This window comes from Brevibacterium atlanticum, from assembly GCF_011617245.1.
Classification (GTDB): Bacteria; Actinomycetota; Actinomycetes; order Actinomycetales; family Brevibacteriaceae; genus Brevibacterium; species Brevibacterium atlanticum.
Genome location: NZ_CP050152.1, coordinates 2854314 through 2867276 on the forward strand (window position 1 = coordinate 2854314; position 12963 = coordinate 2867276).

At 65.1% G+C, this 12963-nt stretch carries 11 protein-coding genes; 5 read left to right on the forward strand and 6 right to left on the reverse strand.

What is annotated here, in order from left to right; all coding sequences use genetic code 11:
- Nucleotides 1-56 precede the first annotated feature (56 nt).
- From ilvC to GUY23_RS12760, 3 genes are all read right to left on the reverse strand, one after another.
- Entirely contained in the window at nt 57-1088 is a 1032-nt protein-coding gene (ilvC, locus tag GUY23_RS12750; RefSeq protein WP_166972862.1) for a ketol-acid reductoisomerase, read from the reverse strand.
- 209 nt (nt 1089-1297) lie between these two features.
- Nucleotides 1298-1810: an acetolactate synthase small subunit gene (ilvN, locus tag GUY23_RS12755; protein ID WP_166972864.1), complete on the reverse strand. Its 513-nt coding sequence runs from the start codon at nt 1808-1810 to the stop codon at nt 1298-1300.
- Nucleotides 1807-3741 (reverse strand): acetolactate synthase large subunit, encoded by a 1935-nt coding sequence (locus tag GUY23_RS12760; protein ID WP_166972866.1) that lies wholly within the window; start codon nt 3739-3741, stop codon nt 1807-1809. Before GUY23_RS12760 ends, ilvN begins: the two co-directional genes overlap by 4 nt.
- 357 nt (nt 3742-4098) lie before the next feature.
- Here GUY23_RS12760 and GUY23_RS12765 point away from each other — a divergent pair, with 357 nt between their 5' ends.
- Together GUY23_RS12765 and GUY23_RS12770 are read left to right on the forward strand one after the other, a co-directional pair.
- Complete coding sequence (locus GUY23_RS12765; RefSeq protein ID WP_228282295.1) at nt 4099-5958, forward strand: ABC transporter ATP-binding protein; 1860 nt, start codon at nt 4099-4101, stop codon at nt 5956-5958.
- Nucleotides 5955-7775 carry an ABC transporter ATP-binding protein gene (locus GUY23_RS12770; RefSeq protein ID WP_166972868.1) on the forward strand — a complete coding sequence of 607 codons (1821 nt, stop codon included), beginning with the start codon at nt 5955-5957 and terminating at the stop codon, nt 7773-7775. Before GUY23_RS12765 ends, GUY23_RS12770 begins: the two co-directional genes overlap by 4 nt.
- A 158-nt stretch (nt 7776-7933) precedes the next feature.
- Here the strand turns inward: GUY23_RS12770 and GUY23_RS12775 are convergent, their stop codons facing one another.
- Nucleotides 7934-8929 (reverse strand): hypothetical protein, encoded by a 996-nt coding sequence (locus GUY23_RS12775; protein WP_166972870.1) that lies wholly within the window; start codon nt 8927-8929, stop codon nt 7934-7936.
- Nucleotides 8930-9187: 258 nt separating this feature from the next.
- Between GUY23_RS12775 and GUY23_RS12780 the strand changes: the two genes are divergently transcribed.
- Both GUY23_RS12780 and GUY23_RS12785 read left to right on the forward strand, forming a co-directional pair.
- On the forward strand, nt 9188-9805 hold the full coding sequence (locus tag GUY23_RS12780) for a hypothetical protein (RefSeq protein ID WP_166972872.1): 618 nt from the start codon (nt 9188-9190) through the stop codon (nt 9803-9805).
- A 68-nt stretch (nt 9806-9873) separates the two neighbouring features.
- Nucleotides 9874-10401 carry a hypothetical protein gene (locus GUY23_RS12785; RefSeq protein ID WP_166972874.1) on the forward strand — a complete coding sequence of 176 codons (528 nt, stop codon included), beginning with the start codon at nt 9874-9876 and terminating at the stop codon, nt 10399-10401.
- Between the two features lie 5 nt (nt 10402-10406).
- On the opposite strand, the gene GUY23_RS12790 is transcribed toward GUY23_RS12785, so the two are convergent.
- A complete protein-coding gene (locus tag GUY23_RS12790; RefSeq protein ID WP_228282296.1) occupies nt 10407-11078 on the reverse strand; it encodes a protein-L-isoaspartate O-methyltransferase family protein in 672 nt (223 codons plus the stop codon).
- Nucleotides 11079-11124: 46 nt separating this feature from the next.
- Here GUY23_RS12790 and GUY23_RS12795 point away from each other — a divergent pair, with 46 nt between their 5' ends.
- Complete coding sequence (locus GUY23_RS12795) at nt 11125-11643, forward strand: adenine phosphoribosyltransferase (protein ID WP_166972876.1); 519 nt, start codon at nt 11125-11127, stop codon at nt 11641-11643.
- Between the two features lie 64 nt (nt 11644-11707).
- Here the strand turns inward: GUY23_RS12795 and GUY23_RS12800 are convergent, their stop codons facing one another.
- The gene (locus GUY23_RS12800; RefSeq protein ID WP_166972878.1) at nt 11708-12673 is read right to left on the reverse strand and encodes a hypothetical protein; all 966 of its coding nucleotides are present in this window, start codon (nt 12671-12673) and stop codon (nt 11708-11710) included.
- Between the last annotated feature and the right edge of the window lie 290 nt (nt 12674-12963).

Here is a 12963-nt window from a genome sequence, read left to right on the forward strand (position 1 = left end):
CGGGGCGCACGTCCGACGGATCAGACGCACAACCTCGGCGAGGGTGAGGGTGAGACTCAGCGAGCGGCAGTGCCCTCGGTGTAGTCGTCGTCGCTGTCCTTGAGCCAGGCGAACATCTTCCGCAGCTCACGGCCGGTGGCCTCGATCGGGTGCGTCTCTTCCTTGGCGCGCAGTTCCTTGAACTCCGGTGCGCCGTTCTTCTGGTCGTTCATGAAGCGCTCGGCGAACTTGCCGTTCTGGATGTCGGCGAGGACCGCTTCCATGTTCTTCTTCACGTCAGGGGTGATGACGCGAGGTCCGGCGACGTAGTCGCCGTACTCGGCGGTGTCGGAACAGGACCAGCGCTGCTTGGCGATGCCGCCCTCGACCATGAGGTCGACGATGAGCTTGAGCTCGTGGAGGACCTCGAAGTAGGCGATCTCCGGCTGGTAGCCGGCCTCAGTGAGGACCTCGAAGCCGTACTGCACGAGGTGCGAGACACCACCGCAGAGCACGGTCTGCTCGCCGAAGAGATCCGACTCGGTTTCCTCGGTGAAGGTGGTCTTGATACCGCCGGCGCGCAGGCCGCCGATGCCCTTGGCGTAGGACAGGACGGTGTCCCAGGCCTTGCCGGAGGCGTCGACCTCGACGGCGACGAGCACGGGCACACCGCGGCCGTCGACGAACTCACGACGGACCACGTGGCCGGGTCCCTTCGGGGCGACCATGATGACGTCGACGCCCTCGGGAGCCTTGATGTAGTCGTAGCGGATGTTGAAGCCGTGGATGAACACGAGGGTCTTGCCCGGTGCCAGCTGATCCTTGATCTCGTTGTTGAAGATCTCGGCCTGGACCTGGTCGGGTGCGGCGATGGTGATGACATCGGCCCATGCGGCCACCTCGGCGGGGGTGCCGACCTCGAGGCCTTCGGCCGTGGCCTTGTCGCGGCTGGGCGAGCCTTCCTTGAGGCCGATGCGGACTTCGGCGCCGGAGTCGCGCAGACTCAGAGAATGGGCGTGGCCCTGGCTGCCGTAGCCGATGACGGCGACCTTCTTGGCCTGGATGACGGACAGGTCGGCATCGTCGTCGTAATAGCGTTCTGCTGCCATAGTTCTAGCTCCTTATGAGTTCGGGGTGATGCCCCCATTGTTTCACAGTTCGGTACTGCTGTTCACTTATTGAGATCTCACGCGTTCCACGAAATGGAACGCGAAATCCTTCGCCGAGGCGGCCGATCGTCGCGATGGGATGCGGACTCGCCTGCGGGGATCGTCAGCCGCGCAGGGCGGAGGCGTTCAGCCGCGCGGGGCGTGATCATTCAACCGCGCAGAGCGCGGTCGGTGATCGATTTCGCCCCGCGGCCGATGGCCACGGTGCCCGACTGCACGATCTCCTTGATCCCGAAGGGCTCGAGGACCTCGCGGAGAGCATCGACCTTGCCGAGCTCTCCGGTGGCTTCGATGCTCACCGAGTCCGGTCCGACGTCGACGATCTTCGCGCGGAACATCTCCACCGCCGAGGCGACCTGCGGCCTGGTCGCCGCATTCGCCTTGACCTTGTAGATGATGTGCGCCCGCCGCACCGAGGTCTCGGGTTCGAGCTCGACGATCTTGATGACGTTGACGAGCTTGTTCAGCTGCTTCGTCACCTGCTCCAGCGGCACGTCGTTGACGTCGACGACGACGGTGATGCGGGAGAGCTCGTCGTATTCGGTCACGCCCACAGCGAGGCTGTGGATGTTGAAGCCGCGGCGGGCGATGAGTCCGGTGAAGCGGGTGAGCACACCGGGCTTGTTCTCGACCAGGACTGAGAGTGTGTGCCGGTTGTTCATTCCAGGCCTCCTTCGATCTGAGCCACGGAACGCACCGTGCCGTCTTCATCCGCGTCCGCCTCGGCGATCGCCGCCTCGGCCTCTTCTTCGCCCTCCCCGTCGAATTCGGGGCGGATGCCGCGGGCGTATTCGATCTCGTCGTTCGACACGCCTGCCGCGACCATCGGCCACACCATCGCATCCGGCGGGACCGTGAAGTCGAGGACGACGGGTCGGTCGTTGATCGACAGCGCCTTCTCGATCGCGGCGTCGACATCCTCGTTGCGGTCGACCCGCAGCGCTTCACAGCCGTAGGCTTCGGCGAGCTTGACGAAGTCCGGGATCCGGATCGTCTCGTGTCCGGTGTTGAGGTCGGTGTTGGAGTACCGACCGTCGTAGAACAGGGTCTGCCACTGGCGGACCATCCCTAAGGACGAGTTGTTGATGATCGCGACCTTGATCGGGATGTTGTTGAGCGCGCAGGTCGCGAGCTCCTGGTTCGTCATCTGGAAGCAGCCGTCGCCGTCGATGGCCCACACCACGCGGTCGGGCTGGGCGACCTTCGCGCCCATGGCCGCCGGCACGGAGTAGCCCATGGTGCCGAGTCCGCCGGAATTCAGCCATGACTTCGGACGCTCGAACTCGACGAACTGAGCGGCCCACATCTGGTGCTGTCCGACGCCGGCGGCGTAGACCGCCTCGGGGCCGGTGAGGGCGGAGATCCGCGAGATCACGTACTGCGGGTCGCAGAGCTCGCCGTGTCGGTCGTAGCCGAGCGGGTAGGTCTGCTTGAGGCGGTTGAGGAAGCGCCACCACGGCTCGCGCTGACGTTCGAGGGCCTTGGGGAACTTGCCGCGCAGCTCGCCCAGCATCTCGGCGAGCACTTCGCGCGCATCGCCGACGATGGCGACGTCGACCTCGCGGTTCTTCCCGATCTCGGCCGGGTCGATGTCGGCGTGGATGACCTGCGCGTCGGGGGCGAAGGAGTCGAGCTTGCCGGTGACGCGGTCATCGAAGCGGGCGCCGATCGCGATGAGCAGATCGGACTTCTGGAACGCGGTCACTGCGGGCACGCTGCCATGCATTCCGGGCATGCCCAGGTGGAGGCGGTGCGAGTCGGGGAAGGCGCCGCGGGCCATCAGGGTCGTGGCCACGGGGATGTTCGTCGCCTCGGCCAGGCGCAGCAGTTCCTTCTCGGCCTCGGAGCGGATGACGCCGCCGCCGATGTAGAAGACCGGCCGGGCGGCCTCGGAGATCAGCCGTGCGGCCTCACGGATCTGCTTGGCGTGCGGTTTGAGGACCGGGCGGTAGCCGGGCAGCACGGGCTCCTCGGGCCACACGAACGGCGCGGTGCCCGTCTGCGCGTCCTTCGTGATGTCGACGAGCACGGGTCCGGGACGGCCCGTGGTCGCGATGTGGTGGGCGTTGATGATGGCGGCCGGGATGTCCTCGGCCTTCGTGACGAGGAAGCTGTGCTTGGTCACCGGCATCGTCATGCCCACGATGTCGGCCTCTTGGAAGGCGTCGGTGCCGAGCAGGCTCGAGGCCTGCTGACCGGTGATCGCGAGCATCGGCACCGAGTCCATGTGGGCGTCGGCAAGTGCCGTGATGAGGTTCGTCGCACCGGGGCCGGAGGTCGCGATGCAGACGCCGAGCTTGCCCGAAGAGGCCGCGTAGCCCTCAGCGGCATGACCCGCACCCTGTTCGTGGCGGACGAGGATGTGCCGGATCTTCTCGGTCTCGAACAGCGGGTCATAGGTGGGAAGGATGGTCCCGCCGGGAAGCCCGAACACCGTGTCGACCTCGAGCTTCTCGAGGCTGCGGACGATCGCCTGGGCTCCCGTGAGGACCTCAGGGCCGGCTGCGCGACGAATACTGGACGGTGTGGCGGTGACCGGCGTGGCCGCGGGTTGAGTCCCCGTGTCCTTCGCGGTCGAGGGCTTGGCTGCCATCGATTCCTATCCTTCCTAGGTGTCCTTCTCGTCTTCACATGAAAAACGCCCCTCCGGTTTCGGTAGGGGCGCGCGGAACGTGTCGTCTGACAGGCTACGGAAGATCCGCGCGCTGGTGAATAACGACGACGAGAAGGTTGTTCATGGCTCAATAGTTCACCCCGGCAGATGGGGGTGTCAAACCTCGCAATCGATCGTCTCGGATCCTGGGATCATTGAGGATTGTCAAGTGAGACCGTCACCGAGGTGGCCCCGCCCACATCCCCGCCATGCGCGGAATTCAGCGGTGAGAGAAACGGGAAGCCCGGTTGCCGGATCCGTGGATTGTGTCACACCCCACGACTACGCTTGATTATCGTGCGTCCCCTCCTTCGGTTCTGGCCCGATCTCCGCTCCCGCATCGGCGTGTACGTTGTCGTACTCGTCCTCACTCTGCTGGCCAACGGCATCCAGCTCATCGTCCCCATCATCACCGGCCACATCATCGACGGCCCGATCGCCCACCGCGACCTGCAGGCGCTCTGGCTGCCCGTACTCGCCGTGCTCCTCATCGGCATCGGCGAGGCAGTCGCGATGTGGGCGCGAAGGATGATCATCGCTCCCGTGGTCTCCGAATGGGAGATCCGCTGGCGAGCGCGCCTGTTCGACCGGCTCCAGTACACCTCGGTGGCCGTCCACGATTCATGGGAGTCCGGTCAGCTGCTCTCGCGCGCGACGAACGACCTCTCCCAGCTGCGTCGATTCTTCGCCTTCGGCCTGCCGTTCCTGCTCTCGACTCCCGTCGTCATCGTCATCGGCACGATCATCCTCGTCGCCCTGCAGCCGGCCTTCGGACTCATCATGATCGTCATGGCGGTGCCGACGATCGTCGCGGTCGCGATCTTCGAACGTCGGTACCGGCTGGCCTCCCGCGCTTCGCAGGACGCGGTCGGCGAGATCGCCACCGATGTCGAGGAGTCCATCCAGGGCATCAGGATCCTCAAGTCCTTCGGCCGCTCCCCCTGGGCCGCCGAACGCTTCGGGCTGCTGTCGACGAAGTTCAAGAACCTCGAGATCCGCAAGGCGAAGCTCGACTCATGGTTCTGGAGCGTGCTCATCCTTCTGCCCACGCTCGCCCAGGTGGCGATCGTCGGCGTCGGCACGTGGGGCGTCGTCGCCGGGTGGACGACGATCGGCACGGTCGTGGCGGGCGTGACGGTCTCGATGGTCATGCGCATGCCCGTCGAGATGCTCGGATTCCTCCTCGCCGATGCGCTCATGGCACTCACGGCGGCGGGGCGCTATTGGGAGGTCATCGACATCCGCCACGACATCACGGACACCGGCGGCGGCATCGTCGATGACCCCGATGTCGGGAAGTACCGCGGTGAGCTGAGCTTCGACGACGTCTCCTTCCACTTCTCCGACACCGATCGGCTGACGCTGACCGGCCTCGATCTGCGGATCGACCCCGGTCAGACGCTCGCCCTCGTCGGGGCCACGGGTTCGGGCAAGACGACGCTCGCCTCCCTGGTCCCCCGGCTCCAGGATGTCACGTCCGGTGCCGTGCGCATCGACGGCCTCGATATCCGCGATCTGCCGGTCAACGAGCTGCGTCACCTCGTCTCGGTCTCCTTCGAGGATCCGATCCTGTTCTCGGCCTCGGTCGCGGACAACGTCGTCATGGGTTCGCCCGGGTCGAGCGAGGACGAGATCTGGCAGGCACTGCAGATCAGTGCCGCCGCGGACTTCGTCGCACGTCTGCCCGAGGGTCTCGACACCGAGGTCGGAGAGCAGGGGCTGTCGCTGTCCGGCGGACAGCGGCAGCGCCTGGCACTCGCCCGCGCCGTCATCGGCAGGCCGCGGATCCTCGTCCTCGACGATCCGCTCTCGGCCGTCGACGTCGACACCGAGGACCGGGTGCAGCGAGCACTGCGGGAGATCCTGCCGGATTCGACGACGCTCATCATCGCCCACCGCCCCTCGACGGCGGCTCTGGCCGACGTCGTCGCGGTCCTCGACGAGGGCCGCATCGTCGCTCAGGGCACGCACGAGGATCTCCTCGAATCCTCCTCGCTCTATCGGGAGCTCATGGGAGCCAGCGCGGCAGGAGCGGGCACGACCGCCTCGGCGCCGGGATCGGACGTGTCGGGGCAAGGATCGAGCGCACCGGGTCAGGGATCGGCCGCCTCGGCGCCGGAATCACGCACATCAGGACAGGAAGGGGGACGCTCATGAGCATGCCGCGACTCGATCGTGACGACGAGGTCGAGCAGCTGCCGCCGGACATTGCGAAGAAGGCGCGGGTGCTGCTGCTCTCACTCGTGCGCCCGCATCGGGCGATGGCGATCTTCCTTCTCGTCATCGTCGTGCTCACGGCCGGTGCCCTCGTCATCGGTCCGGTGTTCATCGCCCAGGCCCTCGATGAGGGGATTCCGCGGGCGGTCAACGGTGACACCGGACCGCTCTTCACCGCGGTGGGGCTGTTCGTCGCCGCCGCGGTGGCGTCGGCGGTGCTCGCGTTCACCTCGACGAGGCTCGTGGGGATCACGGCGCAGAAGATCCTCTTCTCGCTGCGTTCGCGGGTGTTCGCGCATGTGCAGCGGCTCGATCTGGGCTATCACGAGAAGTCGACCTCGGGCCGGTTGGTGTCGCGGCAGACCTCGGATATGGAGTCGGTGCAGCAGTTCCTGTCGTATTCGCTCTTCGACACGGCGCTGGCCGTGCTCCAGATGCTCTTCATCGCGATCACGCTGGTCTGGCTCGATGTGCCCTTGGCGCTCGTCGTCTTCGCCGGGTTCGTTCCGCTGTTCTTCATCACGAAGTCGGCGCACACCTCGCAGCGCAGCGCGTACCGGCGCACGCGCACGTCGATCGCGAAGGTCATCGTCCACTTCGTCGAGACGATGGGCGGCATCCGCGCTGTCCAGGCCTACCGTCGGCAGCCCGACCGGCGCTCGACGCTCAGCGACGAGGACATCCAGTACCGGGATGCGAACACCGATGCGCTGCGAGGAGTCGCCTGGTTCGCAGGCTCGACTCGGCTGGTCGGCAACGTCACGCAGACGGTCATCATCGTCGTCGGCGCATGGCTGGTCATCGAGGACTGGACGCAGGTCGGGGTGCTCGCCGCGTTCATCCTCTATCTGCGGCGGTTCTACGGCCCGCTCGACGAACTCGTGCAGTCGTTCAACCTCTATCAGTCCGCCTCGGCGGCGTTGGAGAAGATCGCCGCGGTCCTCGACGCGGAACCCGCAGTCGCCGAACCGGCCCAACCCGTTCACCTGCCCGCGCGGTCGGGGTCGGCTGGTGGAGGGTCGGGGCGCTCACTCGATCTGGACGGCGTCCAGTTCGCCTATGCGGACGGGCCCGATGTGCTCCCCCGCTTCGATCTGCATGTTCCTGCCGGAGAGATCGTCGCCCTCGTCGGTGCCACCGGCGCCGGCAAGTCGACGCTGGTCAAGCTCGTCACCCGGTTCTACGATCCGAGCCAGGGTCGCGTCGCGATCGACGGGGTGGATCTGCGTGATCTTCAGGATGCGGAACTGCGCTCGTCGGTGGTCATGGTCACCCAGGAGTCGTTCCTCTTCGCCGGCACGATCGCCGACAACATCCGCATCGGGAATCCGGGCGCCAGCGACGAGGCGGTCGTCGCCGCAGCTCGCGCCGTCGGCCTCGACGGATACATCCGTCGGCTGCCCGACGGGTATGACACGGATGTGAAGAAGCGCGGCGGGCGGCTGAGCTCGGGGCAGCGTCAGCTGGTGTCGTTCGCGCGGGTGTTCCTCGCCGACCCGGATATCGTCGTGCTCGACGAGGCGACCGCCCACCTCGACATCCCGTCGGAGCGCCTCGTCCAGGATGCGCTCGCGACGGTGCTCGAGGGACGGACGGCGATCATCATCGCCCACCGACTCTCGACCGTCGAGATCGCCGACCGGGTCCTCGTCATGGATTCCGGGCGGATCATCGAGGACGGTAGCCCGGACCAACTCATCTCCGGCACCGGCAAGTTCGCGCAGCTGCATCAGGCATGGCGCGACTCGCTCGTGTAGGTCTCATGTGGCCGGTAGTTCTCGTGTGACAGGGGCGGCCAGTTCCGCCTCGCGCTCCCACCCGCGCGCCCCGTCGGCACCAGCTTGGTGAAACTGCACTAGCTTGGCCCCTGCACCGAGCTGCTGCAGTTTCACCGAGCTGGAAGTGCGAACCGCACTCAGTTGCCAGCCGACCGTCGCTGCGTTCGGCTGCGTACGGTCCGCTCGATGTCAGTGAACGTCTGCCGCCGCCACAGATCTTTCCAGAACACTCGGATGACGTGATAGCCCAGTGCGCGAAGACGCCGTTCTCGCTCGCGTTCACGATCGAACTCTCGCCGATGGTCACGCCCATCGAGCGTGTACTTGGCTCTGCCGTCGAACTCGATGATTGTCCTGGACCGCCGATGAGTGAAGTCCGTCCGTGCGACGAAGGATCCGTTTTCATCAAAGATCTCGAATTGGGGTTCGAAACCGTTCAAGCCGATTTCATACAGCCGCACCGCGACGATGGATTCCCCAGGTGACTCACGTCGGGCGTCGGCCAATTCGAGCGCCGTCTCGACTCTCCTGCAGCATCGATTCTCATGACAGGTGGCGGCAACTGTCCTCAGTTGGCCTTTCGTCACCAACTGCCTCCGCAGGGCATCATCGAGCATAGGAACGCTGGTCTCGAGGTCGTAGTCACGAGCAGTGTCGATGAGAGTGCGGGCCTTCGAAGTGACAGTTGTGTCGCCGAGCAACTCGACATGTTCATCGCAGAGCTCTCTTCGACGAACAATCAGGTGAGCGAAACGGCCGCTGGTGTGGGGACGGATAACCTCTACTCGCGAGTGCGGAATCTCTACCACCTCCAGTTGCCACAGCAACGCAGCGGAGAGATGTGAGAACACTTCGCTCGTTGCTTCCGAAATCTCTTCCGCCCGCCGGTTGACGAGATCGGCCCGCGTTCGAATCAGTATCTTCACGCGCTCGATGGCATCACGTTTATCCCCCAGCCAGACGAGTTCATCAACGTCTCCGTCGGCTAACGGGGTCCAGATCTTCGCATGAACGGGATCTGCACATGTACCTGTCACGGCGAAGCGGCCCCGAGCGATGCGTTCCAGACAGCAGCCGACAGCTGTGCGAATCTCGCGGTCCGAGAGCCCAAGGCGTCGAAGTTCTTTCGTCACGAAAACTTGATACATCACATCATTATGTATCAAATGACAGTAAACGACAATATATTACCTTAAACCAAACAGTGCGCTTTCTCGGGGTCAGATGTCGCCGCGACCCATCAGCTTGGTGAAACTGCACTAGCTTGGCCCCTGCACCGAGCTGCTGCAGTTCCACCGAGCTGGACTCGAATCTGTCGAGGATCGACACGTTTATTGCAACAATGTATGTTGTTGGCAAGCGGACGAGTCGATTCGACGAGGAGGACGCCGATGAACGCCGAGACGGAGAACGGGACCGAGCTCGCAACCTCGGTCGATACTGAGTTCGAACCACCGATCGAGGCGGAGAACGGGCTCGCGGCGGGTGCCGACGCCGGGGCGTGTGCTGACGGCGGAGCAGGCATCGACGCCGACGAACGACGGATCGTCGGTGATGCCATCGCCCGTGGCAGCACGGTGACCAGATGGATCGCCATGATCACCGGCGTACTGTTCATCGCTTCGGGCCTGTGGTGGGCGGGCATCATCGTCATCGTTGTGACGACGTTCGACCTGCCCCGGGTGGCGGTTCAGAGCTACGCGCGCAAGCGTGGCGTTCAGCTGAATGTCCCATCGGCGGCAGAGGTCGAAAGGACCTCCCTGACGGGCCTGCTGATCGGCGTCGTCTTCCTGCCGGTCGTCTGCGGTCTCGCCGGCGCCGAGATGGCTCTCGGGCACCCGCTGTTGCCCTGGTCGTGGACGACTCCGATGGGAGACGATCCGGACCCCTACGTCATCCTTCCGCTGGCAGTCGGCGCGTTGGCTATCACTGTCATCTGGTTCGTCCGCCGACTGACTGACTCCCGGCAGACGAGCGGTGCACACGATTCTCAGAAGGGATCCGGATGATGCCCGGCCCGTCTGACATGCACTCAGGGCTCGACAGTGACGAGGTTCGGGAGCAGCACGACCGCCATATGCAGGTGGAACCGTCACGGTTCGAGAAGGCTCTCGAACGCTCGGCTGGCATCGATGAGATGCCGTTGGCCGACGACCACGAGCAACAGGTCATCATCCGTGCCCTGGCGGTCGGCTACTCAGCCGCGAAGATGATGGCGTGGGTGCTCGCCTTCGTCTTCCTCGCCTCAGGAATGTGGTGGGTCGGCATCCTCGTCTTCTTCGGCATGGCGCTCCCAGGCATCGTGGCGAACCGCTATGCCCGCAGACGAGGGGTCGATCTCTTCTGGCAGTCCGGTCTCGCGCGCAACGAGCTGAGTCCGATGGGACTGTTCGGCGAAATCGTCATGTTCGTGCTCTTGGTGGGGCTCATCGCACTCCCAGCCGCATTGGGACACCCCCTCATTCCATCAGGGTGGGCGACATTCATTCCCAGATTCGACGACACGCTCATCTGGATCTTCGGCGGTGCCATCGTCGGCAGCTGCTGCAGCTGGATCGGCCGCCGCCGGAAGCTCAAGAAGAAGCTCCGCGAGCAGGCCGGCTGACGCCCCTACTCCACCACGAGCGGGACGAAACGGTAACGGCCGTGACGGGTCACCTCGGCGCTTCCGATGTCCTCTCCCCGCCGTTCCACGCGCAGCATCTCCTCACCGACCGGAATGACCATCACTCCCCCGACGGCCAGCTGGTCGACAAGAACTTCCGGCAGATGACCGGCCCCCGCAGAGACGAGGATCCGGTCGAAAGGCCCGCGCTCCGGTGCCCCGAGGACACCCGGACGCGCCTGGACGAACTCGATCGGCGCAGGAGACTGAGCATCCGTGCCCGGCCCGAGCCCCGCCTCGGCGAAGGAATCCTCGACGGCTCCCCTCGCCCGTGCGATCAGCTCCGAATGACGCTCAACTCCGACGATCCGCCCTTCGGGCCCGACGATGACGGCGAGCAGCGCCGCAGTCCACCCCGACCCAGCGCCGACGTCAAGGACCGAGTCGCCGCACTCCGGCGCCAGAAGTTCGAGCATGTCAGCAACGGTGCTCGGCTGGGAATTCGTCTGGCCCCAGCCGATGTCGAGCGGCACATCCGCAGTCGCCCACGCCCGCTGATCCTGCGGCAGGAAATGCTCCCGCCGGACACATTCGAATGCCCGATCGACAGCGATCGCCTTCACTGTGCGGTTCATCTCGGCCTCCTCGTCGAGTCCGGTCTGTGATGCTTCGACCATACTCCTCGCCGATGAGGGCGGGAAGGCAGTCGCGTATCGTTGTCCCGTGACTCAATCCGATCTCTCCCGCGCGCAGAGCCTCATCACCTCGATTCCCGACTACCCCGAGCCGGGGGTGATCTTCCGCGACATCTCCCCGCTGCTGGCCGACGGCCCGGCGATGCGAGCCGTCACCGAGGCGCTCATCGAACCCTTCGACGGACGCTTCGACATCGTCGGCGGGCTCGAGGCCCGCGGCTTCCTCTTCGCCGGCACCATCGCGGCGATGACCGGTGTGGGCATCCTGCCCATCCGCAAGGCAGGCAAGCTGCCGAAGCCCGCGGCCGCGGTCTCCTACTCCCTCGAATACGGCACCGCAACGATCGAAGGCCCCGACGTCCTGGAGAAGGGCGAGCGCGTTCTACTCGTCGACGACATCCTCGCCACCGGCGGAACGCTGACCGCCGCGCAGTCGCTGGTCAACGACCTCGGCGCCGAAGTCGTCGGCTCAGCCGTCGTCCTCGAACTCACCGAGCTCGGCGGTCGGGAACTCACCGGCGACGTTCACGCGGTATTCGCGGACTGAACCGGCCGGGCTGGCTGAGCCGGCCGGGCATTGGGTTGGTTGGGCTGGTTGGGTTGGTTTTCCCTCAGCGGCACGTGTCGTAAGAATCGCGCAGCTGATCCTGAATGGTCTGAGCCGTCTGGGTCAGCTGACCCTCGGCGTCTTCGTCATACTCGCATCCGCCGACATTGACGATTCCGCCGGATGAGTAGTCGAACGGTCCGGTCGGGTCCGCCCCTTCCGCCCAGGAGAAGTCCCATGGGTTGGTCGTCGTCGACTCTATGCGGTCGATGATTCCCCTCAGACGAGTGACCTCATCGGCCCCGGCCGGGACCACCGCGACGAACGACGACACCTGGTCGCCATCGATGTTGAGTCGATTCAACGACGTGCGCAGAGGATCGAACACCGATTCCAAGCGCTCCTGCCCCTGCTCCGAAAAGGGAAATGCCACATACCAGTCGACGCCGGAGGTTTCCCTCGTGCTCAGTTGGAATTCTTCGGATCCGAACTGCGCCCTCGCCGCGTCGAGAGTCCTGAATGGGTCCGTGCCTGCGTCGCTGATCTCCAAGGAGTCGTCGAAGTCCACACCGTCCGACTGTTCACTCCAGCTCACCTTGTCGACGGACAACGTTGACGACATCTCAAGCAGCCGCGGAACCTTCGCCGCCATGATGTCGCCGTTCGTCGCGTCGCTGACCTTGATGGTGCGGCCCGCCATGATGAGGCTCAGGTTCTGGGTGTAGCGGTCGAATTCGTCGCCCGTCTCACGGTCGAGTGCAGCGGCGACCTCGGTGGCCTGAGCGGCGCTCGCCGCAGCATCCATCGTCACCCTGTAGTTGATGGATCTGCCGGAATCGAAACCGTTCAGATACGAGGTCTCGACATCCTCGACACCCGGCGATGCAGACAGTACACCGCCGATGTCGTCAACCGTGTTGCTGAGGTCAGGGCCCGTGCAGCCGGAGACGCCGAGCGTCAGCACAACCGCAGTGATCATCGCCGCACCGGGCCTCGCCCACCCGCCGAACTGGGACTGTCTGTTCATCATGTATCGAACCTATCGAACGTCTCACGGTCTCGGGGGTCGAATCTGTTCCAGCCTCGGCACACAGGATCACCCACTCAACGGCGGGCCGCCTCGGCGATGGATCTCGCTTGACCGGCTCCGATGATCGCTCACGGCGGAATCGGTCACGGGAATGCTCGCGGCCGGTCTCGTCGTTATAGAGTCGCAGGGGCACCGACTGCGGGTGCCTCTGACCGCGACGACGTCCCACCGGACGTCGACGGCGTCCCCGGACGTTCCCGCGGTCAATTCCAACCACAGTGATGAAAGGC

Bases quoted from the DNA above. Each gene is read 5' to 3' on its own strand.
- ilvN (WP_166972864.1), bottom strand. From the start codon at position 1,810: ATGAACAACCGGCACACACTCTCAGTCCTGGTCGAGAACAAGCCCGGT.
- GUY23_RS12790 (WP_228282296.1), bottom strand. From the start codon at position 11,078: ATGGTCGAAGCATCACAGACCGGACTCGACGAGGAGGCCGAGATGAAC.
- GUY23_RS12780 (WP_166972872.1), top strand. From the start codon at position 9,188: ATGAACGCCGAGACGGAGAACGGGACCGAGCTCGCAACCTCGGTCGAT.
- GUY23_RS12770 (WP_166972868.1), top strand. From the start codon at position 5,955: ATGAGCATGCCGCGACTCGATCGTGACGACGAGGTCGAGCAGCTGCCG.
- ilvC (WP_166972862.1), bottom strand. From the start codon at position 1,088: ATGGCAGCAGAACGCTATTACGACGACGATGCCGACCTGTCCGTCATC.
- GUY23_RS12800 (WP_166972878.1), bottom strand. From the start codon at position 12,673: ATGATGAACAGACAGTCCCAGTTCGGCGGGTGGGCGAGGCCCGGTGCG.
- GUY23_RS12760 (WP_166972866.1), bottom strand. From the start codon at position 3,741: ATGGCAGCCAAGCCCTCGACCGCGAAGGACACGGGGACTCAACCCGCG.
- GUY23_RS12785 (WP_166972874.1), top strand. From the start codon at position 9,874: ATGCAGGTGGAACCGTCACGGTTCGAGAAGGCTCTCGAACGCTCGGCT.